At 71.4% G+C, this 21,557-nt stretch carries 20 protein-coding genes and 1 riboswitch; of the genes, 12 read left to right on the top strand and 8 right to left on the bottom strand.

From position 1 onward, the window contains the following. Positions 1-31 precede the first annotated feature (31 nt). On the top strand, positions 32-1,648 hold the full coding sequence (locus ACZ4D5_RS17910) for a succinic semialdehyde dehydrogenase (RefSeq protein WP_467773302.1): 1,617 nt from the start codon (positions 32-34) through the stop codon (positions 1,646-1,648). Between the two features lie 89 nt (positions 1,649-1,737). After that, a complete protein-coding gene (locus ACZ4D5_RS17915) occupies positions 1,738-3,555 on the top strand; it encodes a GMC family oxidoreductase N-terminal domain-containing protein (protein WP_467773303.1) in 1,818 nt (605 codons plus the stop codon). 93 nt (positions 3,556-3,648) lie between these two features. Here ACZ4D5_RS17915 and ACZ4D5_RS17920 read toward each other — a convergent pair whose 3' ends face one another. Continuing rightward, entirely contained in the window at positions 3,649-4,701 is a 1,053-nt protein-coding gene (locus tag ACZ4D5_RS17920; protein ID WP_467773304.1) for a PT domain-containing protein, read from the bottom strand. Between the two features lie 250 nt (positions 4,702-4,951). Between ACZ4D5_RS17920 and ACZ4D5_RS17925 the strand changes: the two genes are divergently transcribed. The 3 genes from ACZ4D5_RS17925 to ACZ4D5_RS17935 all read left to right on the top strand — a co-directional run bounded on the left by ACZ4D5_RS17925 (position 4,952) and on the right by ACZ4D5_RS17935 (position 7,023). After that, positions 4,952-5,317 carry a hypothetical protein gene (locus ACZ4D5_RS17925; RefSeq protein ID WP_467773305.1) on the top strand — a complete coding sequence of 122 codons (366 nt, stop codon included), beginning with the start codon at positions 4,952-4,954 and terminating at the stop codon, positions 5,315-5,317. Between the two features lie 107 nt (positions 5,318-5,424). Beyond that, the gene (locus ACZ4D5_RS17930) at positions 5,425-6,177 is read left to right on the top strand and encodes a hypothetical protein (protein ID WP_467773306.1); all 753 of its coding nucleotides are present in this window, start codon (positions 5,425-5,427) and stop codon (positions 6,175-6,177) included. Positions 6,178-6,318: 141 nt separating this feature from the next. Further along, positions 6,319-7,023 (top strand): hypothetical protein, encoded by a 705-nt coding sequence (locus ACZ4D5_RS17935; RefSeq protein WP_467773307.1) that lies wholly within the window; start codon positions 6,319-6,321, stop codon positions 7,021-7,023. A 631-nt stretch (positions 7,024-7,654) separates the two neighbouring features. On the opposite strand, the gene ACZ4D5_RS17940 is transcribed toward ACZ4D5_RS17935, so the two are convergent. Continuing rightward, positions 7,655-7,948, bottom strand: coding sequence for a chorismate mutase (locus tag ACZ4D5_RS17940; RefSeq protein ID WP_467773308.1), 294 nt, complete (start codon positions 7,946-7,948; stop codon positions 7,655-7,657). 442 nt (positions 7,949-8,390) lie between these two features. On the opposite strand from ACZ4D5_RS17940, the gene guaA reads away from it, so the two are divergent. Continuing rightward, on the top strand, positions 8,391-9,971 hold the full coding sequence (guaA, locus tag ACZ4D5_RS17945; RefSeq protein WP_467773309.1) for a glutamine-hydrolyzing GMP synthase: 1,581 nt from the start codon (positions 8,391-8,393) through the stop codon (positions 9,969-9,971). A 68-nt stretch (positions 9,972-10,039) separates the two neighbouring features. Here the strand turns inward: guaA and ACZ4D5_RS17950 are convergent, their stop codons facing one another. Further along, positions 10,040-10,519: a pyridoxamine 5'-phosphate oxidase family protein gene (locus ACZ4D5_RS17950; protein ID WP_467773310.1), complete on the bottom strand. Its 480-nt coding sequence runs from the start codon at positions 10,517-10,519 to the stop codon at positions 10,040-10,042. A gap of 121 nt (positions 10,520-10,640) precedes the next feature. On the opposite strand from ACZ4D5_RS17950, the gene ACZ4D5_RS17955 reads away from it, so the two are divergent. The 3 genes from ACZ4D5_RS17955 to ACZ4D5_RS17965 all read left to right on the top strand — a co-directional run bounded on the left by ACZ4D5_RS17955 (position 10,641) and on the right by ACZ4D5_RS17965 (position 13,562). Beyond that, positions 10,641-11,426 (top strand): class II aldolase/adducin family protein, encoded by a 786-nt coding sequence (locus ACZ4D5_RS17955; protein ID WP_467773311.1) that lies wholly within the window; start codon positions 10,641-10,643, stop codon positions 11,424-11,426. A 214-nt stretch (positions 11,427-11,640) separates the two neighbouring features. After that, a complete protein-coding gene (locus tag ACZ4D5_RS17960; RefSeq protein ID WP_467773578.1) occupies positions 11,641-12,906 on the top strand; it encodes a hypothetical protein in 1,266 nt (421 codons plus the stop codon). Positions 12,907-13,052: 146 nt separating this feature from the next. After that, a complete protein-coding gene (locus tag ACZ4D5_RS17965; RefSeq protein WP_467773579.1) occupies positions 13,053-13,562 on the top strand; it encodes a DoxX family protein in 510 nt (169 codons plus the stop codon). Here ACZ4D5_RS17965 and ACZ4D5_RS17970 read toward each other — a convergent pair. After that, positions 13,559-13,798, bottom strand: coding sequence for a hypothetical protein (locus ACZ4D5_RS17970; RefSeq protein WP_467773312.1), 240 nt, complete (start codon positions 13,796-13,798; stop codon positions 13,559-13,561). The two genes, ACZ4D5_RS17965 and ACZ4D5_RS17970, sit on opposite strands and share 4 nt — an antisense overlap. Then, on the bottom strand, positions 13,785-15,149 hold the full coding sequence (locus ACZ4D5_RS17975; protein WP_467773313.1) for a PspC domain-containing protein: 1,365 nt from the start codon (positions 15,147-15,149) through the stop codon (positions 13,785-13,787). Before ACZ4D5_RS17975 ends, ACZ4D5_RS17970 begins: the two co-directional genes overlap by 14 nt. Before the next feature lie 184 nt (positions 15,150-15,333). Between ACZ4D5_RS17975 and ACZ4D5_RS17980 the strand changes: the two genes are divergently transcribed. Together ACZ4D5_RS17980 and ACZ4D5_RS17985 are read left to right on the top strand one after the other, a co-directional pair. After that, positions 15,334-16,623 (top strand): ATP-binding protein, encoded by a 1,290-nt coding sequence (locus ACZ4D5_RS17980; protein ID WP_467773314.1) that lies wholly within the window; start codon positions 15,334-15,336, stop codon positions 16,621-16,623. Next, a complete protein-coding gene (locus ACZ4D5_RS17985; RefSeq protein WP_467773315.1) occupies positions 16,620-17,351 on the top strand; it encodes a LuxR C-terminal-related transcriptional regulator in 732 nt (243 codons plus the stop codon). Before ACZ4D5_RS17980 ends, ACZ4D5_RS17985 begins: the two co-directional genes overlap by 4 nt. A gap of 49 nt (positions 17,352-17,400) precedes the next feature. On the opposite strand, the gene ACZ4D5_RS17990 is transcribed toward ACZ4D5_RS17985, so the two are convergent. Further along, positions 17,401-18,036 carry a hypothetical protein gene (locus ACZ4D5_RS17990; RefSeq protein ID WP_467773316.1) on the bottom strand — a complete coding sequence of 212 codons (636 nt, stop codon included), beginning with the start codon at positions 18,034-18,036 and terminating at the stop codon, positions 17,401-17,403. 80 nt (positions 18,037-18,116) lie between these two features. Beyond that, positions 18,117-19,166 (bottom strand): C40 family peptidase, encoded by a 1,050-nt coding sequence (locus ACZ4D5_RS17995; RefSeq protein ID WP_467773317.1) that lies wholly within the window; start codon positions 19,164-19,166, stop codon positions 18,117-18,119. Between the two features lie 344 nt (positions 19,167-19,510). On the opposite strand from ACZ4D5_RS17995, the gene ACZ4D5_RS18000 reads away from it, so the two are divergent. Continuing rightward, positions 19,511-19,864, top strand: a complete 354-nt coding sequence (locus tag ACZ4D5_RS18000; protein WP_467773318.1) for a hypothetical protein — start codon at positions 19,511-19,513, stop codon at positions 19,862-19,864. A gap of 104 nt (positions 19,865-19,968) precedes the next feature. Here the strand turns inward: ACZ4D5_RS18000 and ACZ4D5_RS18005 are convergent, their stop codons facing one another. Beyond that, entirely contained in the window at positions 19,969-21,177 is a 1,209-nt protein-coding gene (locus ACZ4D5_RS18005; RefSeq protein ID WP_467773319.1) for a C40 family peptidase, read from the bottom strand. A 7-nt stretch (positions 21,178-21,184) separates the two neighbouring features. After that, positions 21,185-21,347, bottom strand: a riboswitch (cyclic di-AMP (ydaO/yuaA leader). Between the last annotated feature and the right edge of the window lie 210 nt (positions 21,348-21,557).

Below are 21,557 nucleotides of genomic sequence, written 5' to 3' on the forward strand. Positions count from 1 at the left end.
AAAACCCTGACGTGGGCCTACTCTCACGAGCATGACGGACTCGCAGGCCACCGCAGCGCCCCTCGGAACGAACCCGACCGCCCCGGCCCCCGAAGGCGCGCGCACCGCCGCCGACGTGGTCACGCCCGAGCTGATCGCCCAGCTCACCCGTGATGTCGTCGGCTCGGGACGCACGGCCAACCACACGCCGCTCACCGGCGAGAAGCTGGCCGACCTGCCCGAGTCCACCCCCGAGGACGTCGCCACCGCCTTCGAGCGGGCCCGCACCGCCCAGGTCGCCTGGGCCAGGACCCCCGTCAAGCAGCGCGCCGCCGTCCTGCTGCGCTTCCACGACCTGGTGCTCCAGCGCCAGGCCGAGGTCCTCGACCTGATCCAGCTGGAGACCGGCAAGGCCCGCCTCCACGCGCACGAGGAGATCCAGGCCGTCGCGGTCGCCGCCCGGCACTACGGCCGCAAGGCCCCCTCGTACCTGAGCCCCAAGCGGCACACCGGCGTCGTCCCGACCCTCACCAAGGTCACCGAGAACCGCCAGCCGCGCGGTGTCGTCGGGCAGATAGCGCCCTGGAACTACCCCTTCGAGCTGTCCATCGGCGACGCGCTGCCCGCCCTCGTCGCGGGCAACGCCCTCGTGATGAAGCCCGACACGGAGACCTGCCTCACCGCCCTGTGGGCCCGTGACCTGATCATCGAGGCGGGCCTGCCTTCGGAGGTCTTCCAGGTCGTGCTCGGCGAGGGCCCGGTCGTCGGCCCCGAGATCGTCAAGCACGCCGATTACGTCTCCTTCACCGGCTCCACCCGCACCGGCCGCGAGGTCGCGCAGGGCGCCGCCGCCCGCCTGGTCGGCGTCTCGCTCGAACTCGGCGGCAAGAACGCGATGTTGGTGCTGCACGACGCCGACGTGGAGAAGGCCGCCGCGGGCGCCGTGCGGGCCTGCTTCTCCTCCGCCGGCCAACTGTGCATCTCCATCGAGCGGTTGTACGTCCACGAGTCGATCGCCGACCGGTTCGTGGAGCGCTTCGCGGAGCGCACGAAGGCCATGCGGCTCGGCAAGTCCCTCGCGTACGGCGCCGACATGGGCTCGCTCGTGGGCGAGCGCCAGCTGGAGACCGTGACCCGGCACGTCGAGGAGGCCGTCGCCAAGGGCGCCACGCTCGTCGCGGGCGGCGTCGCGCGCCCGGACATCGGCCCCTACTTCTTCGAGCCGACCATCCTGGACGGCGTCGAGGCCCCGATGTCGGTCTGCAACGAAGAGACCTTCGGCCCCGTCGTCTCCCTCTACCGCTTCACGGACGAGAACGAGGCGATCGAGCTCGCCAACGCCACGCCGTACGGCCTGAACTCCTCGGTCTGGACGAAGGACGGCGGCCGCGGCCGCAAGGTCGCAGCCCGCCTGCGCACCGGCACGGTCAACGTCAACGAGGGCTACGCGCCCGCCTACGGCAGCGTGCAGTCCCCGATGGGCGGCATGAAGGAGTCCGGGCTCGGCCGCCGCCACGGCTCCGAGGGCATCCTCAAGTACACCGAGGCGCAGACCGTCGCCACCCAGCGGATCATGCCGCTCGCCCCGTCGTTCGGCCTGGACGACGAGAAGTACGCGGCGTTCATGACCACGAGCCTGAAGGTGATGAAGGCGCTGCGCCTGCGCTAGCAGCACCCCACCAGGAGCGCCCCGAAGGGACGCGGGGAACTGCGCGAGCAACCACAGACGGCCCGCGGGCAATTTGACGAGGAGAGTCCATGTCACAGGAGAGCTCTGCCCAAAACCAGCCGGGCGACGACGCCACGTACGACTACGACGTCATCGTCGTAGGCAGCGGCTTCGGCGGCGCCGTCTCCGCGCTGCGCCTGACGGAGAAGGGCTACCGCGTCGGCGTACTGGAGGCGGGCCGACGCTTCACCCGCGCGACGCTGCCCAAGAACTCCTGGGACCTGAAGAACTACCTCTGGGCCCCGGCACTCGGCCTCTACGGCATCCAGCGCATCCACCTGCTCGGCAACGTGATGGTCCTCGCGGGCGCCGGAGTCGGCGGCGGCTCGCTGAACTACGCCAACACCCTCTACGTACCGCCCGCCCCGTTCTTCAACGACCCGCAGTGGAAGGACATCACGGACTGGCAGGACGAGCTGCACCCCTACTACGAGCAGGCCAAGCGCATGCTCGGCGTGCGGCTCAACCCGACGACCACGCCCTCCGACGTCCATCTGAAGGCGGCCGCACAGGAGATGGGGGTCGGCGACAGCTTCCACATGGCGCCCGTCGGCGTCTTCTTCGGCGACGAGGACGACGCGGACGGCACGTCGAAGGCCAGGCCGGGCGCCGAGGTCCCCGACCCCTACTTCGGCGGCGCGGGCCCCTCGCGGCGCGCCTGCACCGAGTGCGGCGAGTGCATGACCGGCTGCCGGCACGGCGCGAAGAACACCCTCAACGAGAACTACCTCTACCTCGCGGAGAAGGCGGGCGCCGTCATCCACCCGATGACGTCGGTCGTCGCCGTCACCGAGGACTCGCGGGGCGGGTACGCGGTGGCCACCCTGCCCACCGACGACAAACGCAAGGGCAAGGGTCGGACGTTCAAGGCGCGCAAGGTGGTCATCGCCGCAGGTACGTACGGCACGCAGACGCTCCTGCACCGCATGAAGGACAACGGCCTGCTCCCGCAGATCTCCCACCGGCTCGGCACGCTCACCCGCACCAACTCCGAGGCCCTGGTGGGCGCCCAGACCACCGACCGCCGCTACCGCAAGCGGCACGGCGCGCCGAAGGTCGACTTCACCAGGGGCGTCGCGATCACCTCGTCGATCCACCCGAACGAGAACACGCACATCGAGCCCGTCCGCTACGGCAAGAAGTCCAACGCGATGGGCGGCATGACGCTGCTCCAGGTCCCGTACAGCGTGAAGGGCGGCAAGGACCGGGTCGTCGGCTGGGCGGCCAACATGGCGCGCCACCCGCTGCTCGCGGTCCGCTCGCTCTCCAACCGGCGCTGGTCGGAGCGGACCATCATCGGCCTGGTCATGCAGTCGCTCGACAACTCCCTGACCACGTACCGCAAGGAGAAGGGCCTCGGGAAGGGCCTGCTCACCGCGCGGCAGGGCCACGGCGCGCCCAACCCGGACCAGATCCCCGAGGCCACGCGCGCGGCGACGATCCTCTCCCAGGAGATCAACGGCTTCGCGGGCTCCAACATCGGCGAGCTCATGGGCACCCCGCTGACCGCGCACTTCCTCGGCGGCTGCCCGATCGGCGACTCGGCGGACACCGGTGTCATCGACCCCTACCACCGGCTGTACGGCCACCCGGGCATCTCGGTGGTCGACGGCGCCGCGGTCTCGGCGAACCTCGGCGTGAATCCGTCCCTGACGATCACCGCGCAGGCCGAGCGCGCGATGTCGTTCTGGCCCAACAAGGGCGGCGAGGACCCGCGCCCGGCGCAGGGCTCCGCGTACGTGCGACTCGCGGCGGTCGCGCCGAAGGCCCCCGCGGTCCCCGCGGACGCCTTCGGCGCGCTGAAGCTGCCGTTCCTGGGGATGCCGACGGTGCCGCCGAAGAAGTAGGCGCCCCTGGACACACGTAAGGACCTGCACCCCCCTCCGAGCGCAGGTCCTTCCGCGTGATCAGGTGCCGCTGTCGCGCGGCGGTGCCGTCGGTCAGACGGCGGCGTCGGCCTTGCGGCGACGGACGACGAAGACCGCGCCCGCACCGACGACGACGGCGGCGCCGCCGACGAGACCGATGGTCGGCAGCATCGAGCTGGAGCCGGTCGCGGCGAGGTTGCCGGTGGGCTGGAGCTCCTTGGCGCCGCCCTGCGGCTGCTTGACGCCGGACGGCAGCTTCTTGTCCGGGTTCGGCTTGGCCGTGCCCGGGTTCTCGTTCTTGCTGCCCGGCTTGAGGATCGTCAGCGGGTAGTACGCGAACGAGTTGTGGGCGCAGTCGGCCTCGGAGTCGACGTAGCTGCCCAGGCCGATCGCGTAGCCGGGACCCGCGGGCGCCTTGGCGCTGACCTTGAGGCGCAGCTTGATGTCGACCTTCTCGTTCGGGCCGAGCTCGGTCTCACCGAAGGCGAGGCCGCCGTTCAGGTCGCCGTCGATCGACTCCCAGGACTTGGTCTCGGGGTCGAAGAACTGGAGGTCGGCGTAGTTGCTCAGCCAGTCCTTCTCGTCGGCGCTGTCCGAGTCGTTGTCCACGGCCGCGATCCAGCGGACCTCGCCGAGCGCCTCGTCGGTGGGGTTGGCGGCGGTCAGCTTGAACTGGTGCCAGCCGCTGCCGGCGACGATCTTGCCGGGCAGGCCGACGAGTTCGACCTCCAGCTCGGAGTCGACGTCCACGCCGTCGTCGTCGACCGGGCAGTCGGCCGGCTCGGTGGGCTCCTCGGTCGGCTCCTCCGTCGGCTCCTCCGTCTCGGTGGGCTTCTCGGTGGGCTCTTCCGTCTCGGTCGGCTTGTCCGTGGGCTTGTCGGTCGGCTTCTCGGTCGGCTTGTCCGTGGGCTTGTCGGTCGGCTTCTCGGTCGGCTTGTCCGTCGGCTTCTCGGTGGGCTTCTCGGTCGGCGTCTCGGTGTCGGTCGGCTTGGGCGTCTCGGAGTCCGTGACGGCCGGCGTCGGAGTGGTGTCCTCGGTCGCGAACGCGGCCGGAGCCGACAGGAGCGCGAGCGGGGCTATGACGGCGGTGGCGGCCGCCGCGGCCATGGCGCGACGAAGCTTCATGAAGACCTCAGGAAGTCCGGCGCACTGCCTGGTCGGCAGCGCGGAGGTGGAGGCCTCCGCGGTGGGGACGCGGGTGTGGCCGTTGTTACGCAGTGCTTGACCTGTGATCCCTGTGAATGGTTGTCCCTGATCTCACAGAATTCTTATGTGGCGTGACTCACATCGCTTGTGCTGGTGGGAGGGGGTGCCGTAGAACTTCCCCCGCCCAAAAGGGGCGTGACGCTCGGCGGTCTCAAGGGGAGGGGACAGCATGGCCATACCCGACGAGGTGTGGGAGAGGTTCGAGAAGGACAGCGAGCGGGAGATACGCGCGTCCGCGCCGAAGGAGCCATCGGCACGGGCCCGGATGGTGGCCGAAAGGCTGCGGCGCCTCGACGAGGAGGCCGCGCGTCGACAGGCCGCGCAGGAGGGGCGGCTCCGCCGCAGGCGGCGCAGGCGCGAGGGCGACCCCGTGCGGTGGCAGCCGGACGACTGGCGCTCCGCGCCGACGGGCCCGCGCCGCAGCGAGCGCTCCGAGCGCCGCCGCAGGGTGTGGAGCGTGGTGATCGTGATCGGCGGCATGGCCCTCGCCATCGCCCTGCTCAGCCCGTTCCGTTTCTGGATCTGGGGCTGGTGAGGCATCGGGCCCCGCGGCACGGAACCGAAAGTGATCACCTTCCGTCGTAGAAGGGGTGCGGGTGACTCCGCATCGTGCGAGACGCAAGCGAAGCGGGGGAAGAGAACGTGAAGTCAGCTGTGTCGCGGGCCCTGGTGGCCGTCTCCGTCGTGGCCGCACTCGGGGCGAGCGCCGCGTGCGGCGCGGGCGGTGACGACGACGAGAAGTCGGCGAAGCCGGGCGCGAGCGGCGGCGCGGTGGCGAGGCTGGAGAAGGCGGCCCTGGCCACCGGCGACGTGAAGGGCTACAAGGTCGAGAAGCCCGAGGCGGCCGAGGCCGAGGGCGCCGACCGGCCGACCGGGAAGCCGTCCCCCGCCGAGTGCGCGCCGCTCGCCGCCGTGCTCGACACCGGCGCCCCGTCGAAGCCGAAGGCCCGCACGGGCCGCGTCGTGACCCCCACGTCGGACAAGGACGTCACGACGACCCGCGTCAAGCTGTCCGCCTTCGCCGAGGCCGACGCGGAGAAGGCCATGGCCGACCTGGGCGCCGCGGCCAAGTCGAGGAAGTGCGCCGACTTCCGCGTCGGCGACCAGCGCTACTTCGGGGTCGAGGCGCTGTCCGCGCCGGACAAGGGCGACGGGGCGATCTCGTACAAAGTCGCCCGGCGCACAGGTGAGTTCGTGATGCGCGAGAGCGTCACGGTGGTCCGCAGCGGCGGCACGCTCGTCGCCTTCGACGCGTCGAATCTCTACGACCCCGAAGGTGTCCAGCGCGACAAGGAGGCCGCGAAGGACGGCATGAACGGCACGGGGACGCCCACGGCGGACGAGGACCCGAAGGTGGCGCCCGCGATCGTCGACGCGCAGCTCGCCAAGGTCTGACTCACCTCACACGCGTTCCGTACAACCTTTTCGGCGGTTTCTGATCGTTACGCAAAAGGCTGGTGGGGCACGTGAGTCTGCGGCTTTCATTTCGCCTCGGTGCGGGCCGTTCGCCCGCGCCGTGAGATGAAGGCAGGAAACGTGAAGTCAACTGTGTATCGGGCCGTCGTGGCCGCGTCCGTCACGGTCGCGCTGGGCCTGACCGCAGCGTGCGGCGGCGACAGCGGTGGCGGCGACAACGGGGACGGCGGCAAGAAGCCGGTCGCGAAGAAGTCCCCCGCGTCGCCCGTGCTCACCGCCGCCGACCTGGAGAAGGCGGTGCTCGTCAAGGGCGACCTCAAGGGCTACAAGGTCGAGAAGATGTCCGCGGCGGACATGCCGGCCGAGACCGTGCCCTCGGACCCGGCGGCGTGCCAGCCGCTCGCCGACATGTTCATGTTCGCCACGCAGCCCGCGGCGAAGTCCCGCGTCGGCCGGATCGTGACCGGCACCGACGAACTGGACGCAACGGTCGTGACGCTCGCGCTGATCGCGCACGAGGAGGCCGACGCCAAGAAGGTCATGGGCGACCTGCGTACGGCCACGGAGAAGTGCGACGCGTACGAACACGCGGACTCCGAGTACCGCGACGTGGCCGCCCTGCCCGCCCCGAAGTCGGGGGACGAGGGCGTCTCGTACAAGGTCGTGGGTCTCATCGAGGGCCAGAAGACGCCGATGAGCTTCACCGTCGTACGCAGTGGTTCGACGCTCGCCGCCTTCTACTCGATCAACCTGCTGCAGCCGAAGAAGTTCGGAGTGCCGGGCGAGATCGTCGACGCGCAGGTGAAGAAGTTGGCTTCGCTGTAAGCGAGTTCGGACAGAGCTGAAGCGAGTCCGGGCAGAGCATGAAGCGAGTCCGGACAGAGCGAAGGGCCCCGCGGGACGGATCCGCGGGGCCCTTGGCTGTCAGCACCGACGTCAGGGCAGCGTCGGTGCCTCGGGGCGGCGCCGGGGGGAGTGCGCCGCTGGTTCGAGGTGCCGGTGGCCGACCCGGCGCACTGGGGGCGCTCGCGTGGTATCGACCAATGGCAATGAAGCTGTGGACGGGGGGACTTGAAGCCCGACCCTTCTAGGCATCGTGCTGGATGCGCTGTTCACGGCGCAACCGTTTCGACCACATCTATAGGGGAAAGGGCCGGGGGGTTCGGGGACGGAGGCCGGTCGGCTCCGGGCGTCCCCGGAGCCGACCGTTCTCTTGGGTGACCGGGCTGCTGTCCCCTGCCGTCCGGTCACGTCACTGGAGCGAGGTCCCACGGCGTACGGCATGAATCCGTACGCCTCATCGCTCCAGCGGAGCCACGCGTGGTTCTTGCGGGCCCGCCCCTGGCTGGCACGGACACCGGGACCAACGAAGCCCGCCCGGAACCGGTCACGCGCCGTACGGGTGAGAACCGATCCGAACTCAGGTCCGCAGGTACCCGCGCCCCGGCGGCGGGCGTCAGACGCGGCCCCGGCACAGCTCCAGGAGCGTCATCGCGAGCGTCGTGCCGGGCTTGCCGAGCGCCTCCCTGTAGTGGCCGAGGACCTCCATCTCGCGGGAGAGGTTCACGCGGCGGCCACCGGAGGTGATGCGCGCCTCCTGGATGACGGCCGAGACGGCCATCCGTTCTTGGATGAGGCCGATGATGCGGTCGTCGAGGGTGTCGATCCGCTCGCGTGCGTTCTCGATCACGCCGGCGGCCTCGGGGGTGCGGGCGCCGGTCTTGTCGGTGGCGGTGGCGGTGACGGTCATCGGGGGCTCCTTGTCGGAAGGGGAGGGGAGCCCCGGAGCGGCAAGGTCCGCGAACGACAGAGCGCCCCGGGCCTTGTCGGCCCGGGGCGCCCGGTAAGTCGCTTGTCAGTGGATCAAGCAGCTCGACCATGGCAGCCGGTGGGCCGGTTGCCATAGGTAAAGAGGAAGCTGAGGTGCTTGGTCACGGGCACAGTATGCCCCCACGCGCGTGTGCCCGGTCAATCCGGTTCCCGCACGGCTCGGATGCTGAGACGGCCCGTCCATGCGCCGATACCCGGCGTGCTCCTGGGCCCCGGGGCGCCGGGCTTGTGGGCCCGGGGTCCGTCGGATACGACGAGGGGGGTCCCGCCACGCCCGTTAGAATCGACAAAACAGACCCCCTGCTCACGCACGAGCCTCTGCTCCACGCACCGCTCACGCTCAACGCCGGAAGGCCGCCGCCGTGCCATCAGCGCCCCCCGCTGCCGCCGCTCCCGACACCGTTCTGGTCGTCGACTTCGGAGCGCAGTACGCCCAGCTCATCGCCCGTCGTGTCCGTGAGGCCCGGGTCTACAGCGAGATCGTGCCGAGCACGATGCCGGTCTCCGAGATGCTCGCCAAGAACCCCGCGGCGATCATCCTGTCCGGCGGCCCCTCGTCGGTGTACGCGGAGAACGCGCCCACGGTCGACCGCCAGCTCTTCGAGGCCGGCGTCCCCGTCTTCGGCATGTGCTACGGCTTCCAGCTGATGGCCGTCTCCCTGGGCGGCACGGTCGACGACAACGGCGCGCGTGAGTACGGCCGCACCCCGCTGACCGTCTCCAAGCCCGGCTCCACCCTCTTCGAGGGCACCCCGGCCGAGCAGTCGGTCTGGATGTCGCACGGCGACGCGTGCAGCGCGGCGCCCGAGGGCTTCGCGGTCACCGCGTCCACGGACGTCGTGCCGGTCGCCGCCTTCGAGAACGACGAGAAGAAGCTGTACGCCGTGCAGTACCACCCCGAGGTGATGCACTCCACGCACGGCCAGCAGGTCCTGGAGCACTTCCTCTACCGCGGCGCGGGCCTCAAGCCGAACTGGACGACCGGCAACGTCATCGACGAGCAGGTCGCCGCCATCCGCGAGCAGGTCGGCGACAAGCGCGCGATCTGCGGCCTGTCCGGCGGCGTGGACTCCGCCGTCGCCGCGGCCCTCGTGCAGAAGGCCATCGGCTCGCAGCTCACCTGCGTGTACGTCGACCACGGCCTGATGCGCAAGGGCGAGACCGAGCAGGTCGAGAAGGACTTCGTCGCCGCGACCGGCGCGAACCTCAAGGTCGTCGACGCGAGCGAGCGCTTCCTGAACGCGCTGGCCGGGGTCTCCGACCCGGAGACCAAGCGCAAGATCATCGGCCGTGAGTTCATCCGCGTCTTCGAGCAGGCGCAGCTGGAGATCCTCCAGGAGGACGGCCCCGAGGTCGCCTTCCTGGTGCAGGGCACGCTCTACCCGGACGTCGTCGAGTCCGGCGGCGGCACCGGCACGGCGAACATCAAGTCGCACCACAATGTCGGCGGCCTGCCCGACGACATCGAGTTCGAGCTCATCGAGCCGCTGCGCAAGCTGTTCAAGGACGAGGTCCGGATGGTCGGCGCCGAGCTCGGCCTGCCGGACGAGATCGTCCAGCGCCAGCCGTTCCCCGGCCCCGGCCTCGGCATCCGCATCGTCGGCGAGGTCACCAAGGACCGCCTGGACCTGCTGCGCGAGGCCGACGCCATCGCCCGCGAGGAGCTGACGGCGGCCGGTCTCGACCGCGAGATCTGGCAGTGCCCGGTCGTGCTGCTCGCGGACGTCCGCAGCGTCGGCGTCCAGGGCGACGGCCGCACCTACGGCCACCCGATCGTCCTGCGCCCCGTCTCGTCCGAGGACGCCATGACGGCCGACTGGACCCGCATGCCGTACGAGGTGCTCGCGAAGATCTCGACGCGCATCACGAACGAGGTCGCCGACGTGAACCGCGTCGTGCTCGACGTGACGTCGAAGCCGCCGGGGACCATCGAGTGGGAGTGACCTCCCGGATGTCCTGAACGGCGCCGTCCGCCTCACGCGAGGTGGGCGGCGCCGTTCGCGTACGAGGGTCAGGTCCGTCGTGTGGTCTTCAACGGCGAGCCCGGCTTCCACAGCTGCACCGCCAGGTACTTCCCGTCCTCGATGTACGTACGGACCACCTCCGTCAGCTCGGTGCGGAAGAGGTGGAAGGCGTCCGGGTCCGGCGGGTTCACCGTGTCCGTGTAGCGCGCGCGGAGCTCCGGGTCGCGCACCTCGACCGCGCGTCCCGCGATGCGGACGTCGCCGCCCGCCATCTCCGTGCCCGCGCCCGGGTTCGCCTGCAGCGCGAAGCGCGGATCGCGGCGCAGGTCGAGTGCCTTGACGGAGTTCGGCATCATGCCGAGCCACAACTCCCCGTTCAGGAAGCGGACTTCGAGACCGGTGGTGCGCGGTGACCCGTCCTTGCGGAGGGTCGCGAGGACGTGGTGCGTGAACGCGCCGAAGCGCTTCTCGACGGTCGCGGCGAGGTCCGGCTCTGCGGTGGCGAAGGCTTCCCAGTTGATCGGCATACGTCGAGTCTGGCGCCGATACCCGACATCTCCTGTCGTCTTTGCGCGCGCCGTCCCCCTGTTCTCCTGTACGCACCACCGGTACCTTCCGCCTCGTACAGCCAGGGATGGAGGACACCACATGCAGGCGCCCACACCGATACCCGTCGAGCGGTTGCAGTTCGCGATGCCGCCCGTGCACGACTCCGTGGCGGACGAGCGACGGCACCGCAAGGAGCGGCTCGCCGGGGCGCTGCGGATCTTCGGGAGGCTCGGGTACGAGGACGGGGTCTCGGGGCACATCACCGCGCGCGACCCGGAGTACACCGACTGCTTCTGGGTGAACCCCTTCGGGATGCCCTTCAAGCACGTCACCGTCGGCGACCTCGTCCTCGCCAACGCCGAGGGGCAGGTGGTCGAGGGGCGCTATCACGTCAATCAGGCCGCGTTCACCGTGCACGCCCAGGCGCATCTGGCGCGGCCCGACGTGGTCGCCGTCGCGCACTGCCACTCGCTGCACGGCCGCGCGCTCTCCACCCTCGGCGAGCTCCTGGACCCGATCACCCAGGAGGCCTGCGCCTTCTACGAGAGCCATGCGCTGTACGACGGCTACACGGGCGTCGTCGTGGACGCCGATGAGGGCCGCAGGATCGCGGCCGCGCTCGGTGACCACAAGGCGGTGATCCTGCGCAACCACGGGCTGCTCACCGTCGGGGACTCCGTCGACGCCGCGGCCTGGTGGTTCATCGCCATGGAGCGCTCCTGCCAGGTCCAGCTGAGCGCGCGGGCCGCGGGCCGGCCCGTGCTGATCGGGCACAAGCAGGCGGTGCAGACCCGCGAGCAGCTCGGCAGCGACCTGGTGGCGTGGATCAACTACCAGTCGCTGTGGCAGGACGTCAGCCGCAGCGAACCGGATCTGCTGGCGTGAGGCGGGGGCCGGGCGACGCGGGGCGGTGGTCGACGGCCGTGCCCCGGGCGTCAACGGCCGCGCCCCGGACGTCAACACGGGTGTGGCCCGTTCACCCCCGCTGACCTGACCCGCGGGATTCGTTCGCCCTTCAGTACGGCACAATTCCCTTTCTCTGCAAGGAAGTTCACAGGGGGCCCGAGGGGCTTCGAGGGTGGGGAAGGCGGCGTACGCGGTGGCGGTGCAGGAGGCGAGGCAGGGCGCGCACGGCGGCGGCTGCACGTGCGGCGGCTGCCCGCACGGGGCACGCGAGGGGCATCGGCAGGCCGTGGCCGCCTTCCTCGCCAAGCGCGACGAGCTCGCCGCGGGGGAGGGGCTGCCCGCGGCCGTCGCGCACTCGGCGGGCGCCTCGCGGCAGTGGGTGTCGGACGAACTGACGCAGTCCGCGCGCGCCGTCGCCGAGCGCGGCAGGGCCGAGGGCGAGGCCTGGCTGCACCGGCTGTGGACGCGCACGCTCGCCGCCGTCTGGGTCGCCTTCGGGGTGCTGCTCCTGGTCCAGGCGCTCACCGCGATCGGCACCGGCTGGACGGCCGCGCGCACCGCGGGGCTCCTCGCGGCCCTGGTGGTGGGCGGGGCGCTGACCGGCGCGGCGTACGCGCACCGGGCGCGCGGCGGGGTCCTCGCGCCGGTGATCGGCGAGGACAACCGGCTCTCCACCTCGCGCGCCGTGGCCGCCTGCTGGGTGCTGTTCGTCGTCTTCGCGGTGCTCGTCCTCGCGGGCGAGCTGGCCGCCGCATCGGGGCACGACAAGCGCGACGAGCTGATCGCCGGGCTCGAACTCGCCCGCGCCGCGGGGACGGTGACCGTCCTCGCCGTGGTGTGCGGGGTCGCCGTCCTCGTCCGCAGGGTCGTCGGCCTGCGGGTGCTCGGCCAGCGGCTGCAGAAGGTGCGCGCGGACCGGCCGCGGGCCGCCGACCCGCTCACCGACGACGCGGGCCGCGGCAGCTTCACCGACACGCAGTACGTCCTGGTCAGCGCCGTCGCCGTGGTCTTCGCCGCCGTACGCCTCGCGCGGCGGCCCGAGCAGCTGCCCGATCTGCCGTGGGGTCTTGCCCTGCTCGTGCTGGTGTCGGCCGCGACGTACCTCGCGGGGAAGTACTCCGAAGGCGGCCGTCCGGTGATCCTCTCCGTCGTCCGCGCGCGGGAGGCCGGTGACCTCGACGCCCCCATTCGGACGGGCGACGACATCGAGATCCGCGGCGCGGGCTTCGTCCCGCCGGGCGCGGGGGACGCGGACCGGCTCGCCCGCACGGTCGTCCGCATCGGCGCCGTGCACGTCCATGTCCCGCTCGTGCCCGTGCCCGGCGGCTTCACCAATCCGACCGACGCGACACTGACCGTGCCCGTCCCGGTCGACGTCGAGCCCGGCCGCGTCGAGGTGCAGGTGATCACGGCCGCGGGCGTGGAGACGAACCGCGTCCCGATCGACGTCACGGACTGAACCATCGGGCCTCCCTCCCCCTGGGGCTTCCGGGTCGATGTCGTGGAATCCGGCGCACGCCACTGAGCAGCGGCCCCACTTCGTACGTATCGTCGGATGACGGGACGACAGGCGTACGGGAGAGGCGGCGGAGTGCCATGGCGCAGATGCGGACGGACAGCCACACCAGCTACGTCAGGCGCGACGACTGGCGGGAGTCCGCCACCCGCTACGCCCTGCTCCCCCTGCGCGTCTTCCTGGGCGTCACCTTCATCTACGCCGGCCTGGACAAGCTCACCGACAGCACCTTCATGCAGGCCAGTGGCACAGGCTCGATCGGCGCCATGATGGAGGGCGTCCGCGACATCTCCGCCATCCCCGCACTGGTCGACCTGTCCCTCAAGAGCCCCGTCGGCTTCGGCTACGCCATCGCCTTCGGTGAACTGGCCGTCGGCATCGGCACCCTGCTCGGCCTGTTCGCCCGGCTCGCCGCGCTCGGCGGCGCGCTGATCTCGCTCAGCCTCTGGCTGACCGTCAGCTGGTCCACCGAGCCCTACTACTACGGCAACGACCTGGCGTACCTGATGGCGTGGCTGCCGCTGGTGCTCGCCGGGGCGTCCGTCTTCTCCGTCGACGCCGTGCTCGCCGACCGCCGCAGGGGCGTCGCGGGGCTCTAGTCCCGCCGCTCCTCGGCGACCCGCGAGCGGCCACCCGGACGGGCGGTGCCCCTCGGGCGTATTCCATGGATCGTCGCCGCCACGCCCGCGAGGAAGAGACCGACCATCACGAGCGGCAGGGCGACGAACCACGGCGCCTCCCAGGCGCCGCCCGCGTCACCCGCGTACACGACGGCGACCGTCAGCAGGAAGAAGCCTGCCACCAGCTTTCCGGGGTGGAATTCATGACGTAGCACGGGTCACCTTCGCTTGTCCGACGCCGACTTCGAGGCGCAGATCGATCGTGCCGCCGTCCTTGCTGCCCGCGGGCGGCGCCAGCGTCACCTTCTTCTCCCGGCCCGGCGCGACGTCCAGGTCCTTGTTCTTGTCGCCCGGCAGCACGATGTCGCCGACGCCCACTTCCGCGTCCAGGCGCACGGTGGCGTCCTTCGGCACGATCACCCTGAGGTCGCCCGCGCCGATCTCGGCACTGGTCTTCAGCGTCTTGCCCTTGCCGATGTCGACCTTGCTCAGGTCGAGTGTGCCCGTGCCGAGCCCCACCTCGTACTGGGAGCGGACGTCCGCCACCGAGGTCGGTATCCAGTCCGTGCGCGCGTAGTGCGTGGTGATGCTCTTGGGCAGGGCCGCCGCGCCCGCGAGGAGCCCCGCGGTCAGGACGGCGAGCACGATCGATCCGGCGCCGGTGCGCCCCAGGAAGGCGCTGACCGCGATGCCGACGCCGAACACCGCCAGCGCGCAGGCGAGGCCGGTCTGCAACGACGTGCCGAGCGGGTGTCCGTCCCAGGTCAGGCCGGTGCCGAGGCCGCCGGCGAGCAGGGCTAGCAGGAACACCCAGCCGCCGATCCAGCGCGGTCCGCGGGGACCCGGCGCCGGGGCGGGCGTGGCCTCCCGCCGGGGCACGCCCTGGTGCCTGCCTGTCGGCTGGTAGGCGATGTCGAGGCTTCCGGGGCCCCAGAAGTAGCCCGAGATCCCGTCGTGCGTGCCGTCCTTGACTATCGGGTCGCGCCACCACGAAGGGCTGCCCGTGACGGGCGGGGCCTTGGCCTCCGGCGGGGCGTCCGCCGCGGCCTGCGCCGCCACCGGGTCGGGGCCGAGGGTGTCGCGCTGCCGCGACCAGTACCCCGCGCCCGCGAGCAGCAGGGCGAGGACGGCGGCGAAGGTGAGCGCCCCGCCGTTGTTCAGCAGGGTGAGGAAGACGCCGCAGCCGACGAGCGCGAAGAGCACCGCGGTCAGGGCCTGGCCGTCGACGCGGCCGGAGAGGAGCCTGCGCGCCTCGTTCTCCTCCTCGTCGTCGTACGGCACGAAGAGCCAGGCGAAGCCGTAGAAGACCAGGCCGAGGCCGCTGGTGATCGCGAGCACCGCGAGGCCGATGCGGAAGATCACCGGGTCCATGTCGCAGTGCCTGCCGAGCCCGGCGCACACGCCGCCGAGCTTCTTCTGCCGGCGGTCGCGGAAGAGCTTGGGCTCCTCCACGGGCAGACCCGGCTCGTGACCGCCCGCGGCGCCGCTCCGCTCGCCGTGCGCGGTGCGCAGGGCGTCGCCGATGGCTGCCTCGGCCGCCGTCTCGGCGGGCTGCTGATCTGTCATGCGTCCATGGTGACGGCCGCGGGCCCGCCGCGGCAGTCGGGACGACCCTGGCCGAACCCTGATATCGCCCCTGAGACGCATCGGGTCCCACCCCTGACAGGGCCGGGGCAGGGCCCGAGATCAGGGAAGTCTCGGGGGCGGACCCTGATGTCCGTACACGCGCTCGCGTGTGAATATCGATGACATGCCGGAAGCCGCCGCACCGCCCCTCGACGACGTCCGACCGCTGCGCAAGCTCTACCGCAGCGGTGACGGCCGTTGGCTCGGCGGCGTCGCGCGCGGCCTCGCCGGGCATCTCGGGCTGCCCGTGGTCTGGGTCAGGCTCGTCTTCGTCGGCCTGTTCGCGGCGGACGGCCTCGGCGCGTTGCTGTACGCGGCGTTCTGGTTCTTCGTCCCGCTCGGCGTGGGCGGCGTCGACTCCGAGCGGCCGCCCGCTGCGGTCACGACCGAGACGGCGCCGGACGGCCGCCGCAGACTCGTGGCCCGCAAGCCCGACAAGGGCCAGATCGTCGCGCTCCTCGCGATGGTCGTCGTCGCCATGGTCTTCGTCGGCAATGTGGACCTGGACGGCTCGACGAAGGCGTACGTCGTCCCCACCCTGCTCGTCGCCGCCGGTGTCGCCCTCGTCTGGCGGCAGGCCGACAACGCCCGCAGGGCCCGCTGGATGGCCGTCGGCCGGCGCCGCCGCACCCTGACGCTCGCCCGGTCCGCCGCCGGGGTGCTCCTGGTCGGCGCGGGGGTCTCCGGGATCTTCGTGCTGCAGGGCTCCGCCGCGCATCTGGGCGCCGTGCTGCAGGCCGCGCTCGCCGTCGTCGTCGGCATCGCGCTCCTCGCGGGCCCCTATCTCGTCCGCATGATGCAGGACCTCTCCGAGGAGCGGCTGATGCGCATCCGGGCCCAGGAGCGGGCCGAGGTCGCCGCCCACGTCCACGACTCCGTGCTGCACACCCTGACCCTGATCCAGCGCAACGCGGAGAGTCCGGGCGAGGTGCGCCGCCTCGCCCGTGCCCAGGAGCGCGACCTGCGCGCCTGGCTCTACAAACCCGAGGGCACCGGCAAGGACGAGGACGAGGAGCCCGACACCCTCGCCGAGGCGGTCCGCCGCAGCGCGGCCGAGGTCGAGGACAAGCACGGCGTGCCCATCGAGGTCGTCGTGGTCGGCGACTGCCCGCTCGACGAGCGCCTGACCGCACAGATGCAGGCCGCGAGGGAAGCGATGGTCAACGCCGCCAAGTACGGTGGCGAGGGCGGCGCGGTGCAGGTCTTCGCCGAAGTCGAGGGAGAGACGGTGTTCGTGTCCGTCCGGGACCGCGGTCCCGGCTTCGACCTGGACGCGGTGCCGGACGACCGCATGGGCGTACGAGAATCGATCATCGGCCGCATGCAGCGCAACGGCGGCACGGCGCGGCTGCGCGCGGTGCCCGGCGGCGGCACCGAAGTCGAGCTGGAAATGGAGAGGACGGCGACGACATGAGCGACGCGACCGAGGCGAACGAGCCCGTGGAGCCGACCGGTTCGGACGAGGGCGGCGGTGCGGGCGGGCGTCGCGTGCGGGTCGTCCTGGTTGACGACCACCGGATGTTCCGCACCGGAGTGCAGGCGGAGATCGGCAGGACCGACGTCACCGGCGTCGAGGTCGTCGGCGAGGCGGCCGACGTCGACCAGGCGGTCACGGTCATCACCGCGACCCGCCCCGAGGTCGTCCTCCTGGACGTGCACCTCCCCGGCGGCGGTGGCGTGGAAGTCCTGCGCCGCTGCGCGCCGTTGATGGCCGACGGGGAGAGCCCGGTGCGCTTCCTCGCGCTCTCGGTCTCGGACGCCGCCGAGGATGTCATCGGCGTCATCCGGGGCGGCGCCCGCGGCTATGTCACCAAGACCATCACCGGAACCGACCTGGTGGACTCCGTCTTCCGTGTGCAGGAGGGCGACGCGGTGTTCTCGCCGCGCCTGGCGGGCTTCGTGCTCGACGCCTTCGCCTCCACCGACGCGCCCCCGGTGGACGAGGACCTGGACCGCCTCACCCAGCGCGAGCGGGAGGTCCTGCGGCTCATCGCGCGCGGGTACGCGTACAAGGAGATCGCCAAGCAGCTCTTCATCTCCGTGAAGACCGTCGAGTCGCATGTGTCGGCGGTCCTGCGGAAGCTCCAGCTGTCCAACCGCCACGAGCTGACGCGGTGGGCGACGGCTCGGCGACTGGTCTGACCGGCCGCCGCGCGGTCCGGGCGGTGGGCCGCCCGGGCGCCGTGCGGCGCTAGCGGTGTGCGGCGCGGGCCCGGGCCGGGCCCAGCTTCCGCAGGGCCCAGCGGTAGTGTCCCGCGGCCTTCGCGGCGCCGAGCAGGCCCGTCAGCCACAGGATCAGGCCGGTGCCCATGCCGAGCGCGACGTCGGTGTACGTCTCGCGGCCCGGTTCGGCGTACGCGGCCGCGGCGAAGGACGCCCACAGGCCGAGCGCGCACAGGGCGAGGGAGGCCAGGAGCCAGCAGAGGCTGAGGCCGGGGGAGCGCAGCCGGGCGTCGGACGCCGGATGGTTGTCCAACGCCAGCCAGGCGTCGGTGAGTTCCCGTATCCGCCGGTCGCGGCGGATGCCGAGGACGACGCCGATCACCGAGGGGGCCAGTGCCGCCAGGCCGGCCACCGCGAGGACCGGGGCCAGGAGGAAGACGCCGGGGTCCTTGTCGTCGATGTACTTGATCGGCTGGGTCAGCAGCGCCCAGCCGATGACGCCGCCGACGCCGCACAGCCACAGCAGCAGGAGCCTGTGCACCCCGAGGTGCCGCCTGCGCAGCTCCCGCAGTGCCCTCTCCCGGTCCGCGAGCAGCGCCTGCCGGTCCGGCCAGGTGCGCAGATGTGGGGGAGGCGGAGGCGGCGGCAGCGTACGGCTAGGCATGTGCCCGACATTACTGGTGGGTGTCGTGCCTGATCACCGGTGGTCGGGCGCACCGGCTCGGCGCCGGGCGGCGCACCGGCTCACACCACGCGGGTGGCCCCCGCGAACGGCATCTGGTCGATGGGCGCGAGCCGCACCGGCGCGCTCGGGTTCGGGGCGTGGATCATCTGGCCGTTGCCGACATAGAGGCCGACATGGCTGATGCCTGAGTAGAAGAACACCAGGTCGCCGGGGCGCAGTTCGGAGCGGGAGACCCGCTCGCCGGCGCCGATCTGGGCGTAGGTGGTGCGGGGCAGGGAGACGCCCGCCGAGCGGTAGGCGGCCTGGGTGAGCCCCGAGCAGTCGAAGGCACTCGGGCCCGTGGCGCCCCATACGTAGGGGCTGCCGATGGCTTTGTACGCGTACGAGACGGCGGCCGCGGCACGGGCGTTGGGGGCCTTGGAGGGCGCGCCCACGGCCGCGTCGCGGCCCGCTGAACGGGCGGCCCGGTCGCCCTCGTCGTCGGCGATCCTGGCGCGCTGGTCGGCGGTGAGCCGGGACAGCAGCCGCTTCGCCTCGCCGAGCTTGTCGGTGACCGTCTTCTTGTGCTTGCGCAGCTCCGCCTGGCGCGCCGTGAGGGCGGCCAGGCGGTCGTCGGCCTCGCTGTGCAGCTGGTCGATCGAGCGGAGCTGCTTTCGTACGCCGCTGACGGCCGCGGCCTGGCGGCTGCCGGCGCGGTCGGCGAGCGCGGCGCGGTCCAGGAACTGCTCGGGGTCGGAGGAGAGCGCGAGTTGCACGGAGGGGTCGATGCCGCCCGCCCGGTACTGCGCCGCCGCGTACGAACCCAGGCAGTTGCGGGCGGAGTTGAGCTTCTCCGTCTTGCGGGCCGCCTCGTCACGCAGTTTCCTGAGCGACTTCTCGGCCTTCTCCGCCTTCTCCTCCGCGCCGTTGTACTTCTCGGTGGCTATCTCCGCCTCGTGGTAGAGCGCGTCGACCTTGGACTTCACCTCGGCGGGGCTGAGCCGCGGTTCCGCGTGTCCCGTGCCGTCGAAGGCGGTCGCCGACGCGGCTCCCGCGAGGGCCAGGGTGGCGGCGGTGCGGGCGGTGCTCCCGCTGAGCGAGCGCTGTCTGGGCTTGCGGTGCGCTGCCACGAATCGGGCTCCTTACGTGTCCGGCGGCGGCCCGCACAGGGGGAGCGGGCCGCCGCCGGGTTTCTCGGCGGTGGTGGCCGACTGCCGTCCTGGGCGGGACGACGGTGGGGAGCCGGTCACCTGCTGGAGGACGCTAAACCTGACCGTCACGGGTTGGTGACGGATTGTGCGCAACTGGCAGAAGTGGGCGGAAAAGTGACCGTGTCCGACCGTGTCGATCATGAGGTGATGTCCTCTTCCTGCGCATCGGTGACCGATGGGGCGTTTGTGGCACGCCTGCCCGCGGAGTGGTGGTACGGGGGTCCCTGCCGTGGCCCCGAGCGCCCCGGCTAGGCTCCGGCCTCATGGACGTACTCATCCATCTCTTCGTCGGCCTGCACATCATCGGCATCGCCTCGCTCCTGGGCGGCTTCCTGACCCAGATGAAGCAGATGGGTCAGGGCGCGGCCCGCTTCGGCCCGGCGATGCTGCACGGCGCGTTGGTCATGCTCGTCACCGGTGTGGCCCTGGTGGGCCTCAACCAGGCGGACGGCAACACGGTCAACAACCTCAAGATCGGCATCAAGATGGCCGTGCTGATCGTGATCCTCGCGCTGGTCTATGTGAAGCGCGACGAGGAGAAGGTCGACAAGGGCCTGTTCGGCGCGGTCGGCCTGCTGACCACGGCGAACATCTTCATCGCGGTGCTGTGGACCTGAGTTCTCCGTGAACCCGAGTGCGCCGCGGACCTGAGTTCTCCGCCTCTACGCGCGTGTGGCCCGCATCCTCCGGGGGATGCGGGCCACACGCGCGTAGAGGGTGCTTACGCGGGACGCACCACGCTGTGGATCGGCATGTAGTAGATCGACTCGACGCGGACGTTCGCGCCCGGCTTCGGGGCGTGGATCATCTTGCCGTTGCCGATGTAGATGCCCACGTGACTGATGTCGTCGTAGAAGAACACCAGGTCGCCCGGCTGGGCATCGGCGGTCTTCACGGTCGTGCCGACCTTCACCTGGTCCCACGTCGTGCGCGGCAGCGAGATCCCGGCGGCCTTCCACGCGTCCTGGGTGAGCCCGGAGCAGTCGTAGGAGTCGGGCCCGGTGGCGCCCCAGACGTACGGCTTGCCGATCTGGGCCTCCGCGAAGTCGATGACCTTCGCGGCCTTGGCGGCGTAACTGCTGTCCGTGCTCCCGGAGCCCGATCCCGATCCCGATCCGGAGCCGGTGTCGGAACCCGAACCCGATCCGGTGCCCGAGTCCTGGCCGTCCTCCTGCTCCTTCTCCTTCTGGGCCGCCTCCTCCGCCTTGCGCTTGCGCTCCGCCTCGGCGGCCTGCTTGCGGGCCAGCTCCTCGGCCTTGCGCTTGGCCTCCTGCTCCTTCTTCCGCTCGATCGCCGCGAGCCGGGCCTTCTCCTCGGCGGTCAGCTCCGAAAGCAGCTCACGGGCCTCGCCCAGCTTCTTCTGGACGGTCTGCTTGCTCGTCCTGAGGTCGTCCCGCGAGTCGCTCAGCGTCTTGAGGCTCTTCGCCGCCTTCGTACGCTGCTTCGACGCCGACACCTGCTGCGCCTGGTAGTCGTCGACGGCCTTCTTCTGGCGCTCGGTGAGCCGGTCCGACAGGTGGTTCTGGTCGAAGTAGCCCTGCGGGTCGTCGGCGAGCATCATCGTGGCCGTGTCGGAGACGGCGCCGGTGCGGTACTGCGCGGCGGCGAAGGAGCCGAGCTCCTGGCGCGCCTCGTTCAGCTTGTCGGTGCGCTTGGCCACGTCGTCGAGCAGGCGGTCGACCTTCTTGCGCTGCTTGTCGGTGCGTTCCTTGGCCGAGTTGTACTTCTGGGTGGCCACGCCCGCCTGGTGGTAGAGGTCGTCGACCTTCTTCTGGACCTCTTCGAGGCTGGGCTTCGTCGGTGCGGAGGGCGCGGCCTGCGCGCTCTGCGACAGGAGGGCCACGGAGGTGAGGGCCGCCGTCGTGATACCGATGGCGGGGGTCGTGCGTATTCCGGCTGCCCGGGTCCGCGGCTTGCGGTGCGACGCCAAGGAGGCGACTCCTTCCGTAGACCGCCTACCGGGTTAGCTGTCGGGTTCGGGCGGGTGGTCCGGAAGGTTGCCCTACAGCCCCGTACTTCGTGCTTCGTACGGGACCGATTCACCCCAAGGTCTTGGTGGGTCCCCGGCTCCGAACATGTCGGACTCGGCGGAGGCCACCCGTTCCCGGCGGGGTTCGCCGGTGGGGGACGAGCGGCCCGCCGGGCACGCTAGCCAACTCGTGTGGTCCGTGTGAAGGTTGATGTTCGATATGCCCGATACATTTTCGTGACGTTACGAGGCCCTTGACGCGGCCGCGCCGGACGGATGCGGAGTGTGACCGTCCGGGGGCGGGGCGTAGGCGGGGCGTAGGCGGGGCGTCGCTCCCAGGG

The sequence above is a fragment of the Streptomyces sp. NPDC025651 genome (assembly GCF_055558735.1).

What these genes read in the sequence shown, in the direction of transcription:
- ACZ4D5_RS17910 (WP_467773302.1), top strand. Translation starts at nt 32, where the DNA reads ATGACGGACTCGCAGGCCACCGCAGCGCCCCTCGGAACGAACCCGACC.
- ACZ4D5_RS17915 (WP_467773303.1), top strand. Translation starts at nt 1,738, where the DNA reads ATGTCACAGGAGAGCTCTGCCCAAAACCAGCCGGGCGACGACGCCACG.
- ACZ4D5_RS17920 (WP_467773304.1), bottom strand. Translation starts at nt 4,701, where the DNA reads ATGAAGCTTCGTCGCGCCATGGCCGCGGCGGCCGCCACCGCCGTCATA.
- ACZ4D5_RS17925 (WP_467773305.1), top strand. Translation starts at nt 4,952, where the DNA reads ATGGCCATACCCGACGAGGTGTGGGAGAGGTTCGAGAAGGACAGCGAG.
- ACZ4D5_RS17940 (WP_467773308.1), bottom strand. Translation starts at nt 7,948, where the DNA reads ATGACCGTCACCGCCACCGCCACCGACAAGACCGGCGCCCGCACCCCC.
- ACZ4D5_RS17950 (WP_467773310.1), bottom strand. Translation starts at nt 10,519, where the DNA reads ATGCCGATCAACTGGGAAGCCTTCGCCACCGCAGAGCCGGACCTCGCC.
- ACZ4D5_RS17955 (WP_467773311.1), top strand. Translation starts at nt 10,641, where the DNA reads ATGCAGGCGCCCACACCGATACCCGTCGAGCGGTTGCAGTTCGCGATG.
- ACZ4D5_RS17965 (WP_467773579.1), top strand. Translation starts at nt 13,053, where the DNA reads ATGCGGACGGACAGCCACACCAGCTACGTCAGGCGCGACGACTGGCGG.
- ACZ4D5_RS17975 (WP_467773313.1), bottom strand. Translation starts at nt 15,149, where the DNA reads ATGACAGATCAGCAGCCCGCCGAGACGGCGGCCGAGGCAGCCATCGGC.
- ACZ4D5_RS17980 (WP_467773314.1), top strand. Translation starts at nt 15,334, where the DNA reads ATGCCGGAAGCCGCCGCACCGCCCCTCGACGACGTCCGACCGCTGCGC.
- ACZ4D5_RS17985 (WP_467773315.1), top strand. Translation starts at nt 16,620, where the DNA reads ATGAGCGACGCGACCGAGGCGAACGAGCCCGTGGAGCCGACCGGTTCG.
- ACZ4D5_RS17990 (WP_467773316.1), bottom strand. Translation starts at nt 18,036, where the DNA reads ATGCCTAGCCGTACGCTGCCGCCGCCTCCGCCTCCCCCACATCTGCGC.
- ACZ4D5_RS18000 (WP_467773318.1), top strand. Translation starts at nt 19,511, where the DNA reads ATGGACGTACTCATCCATCTCTTCGTCGGCCTGCACATCATCGGCATC.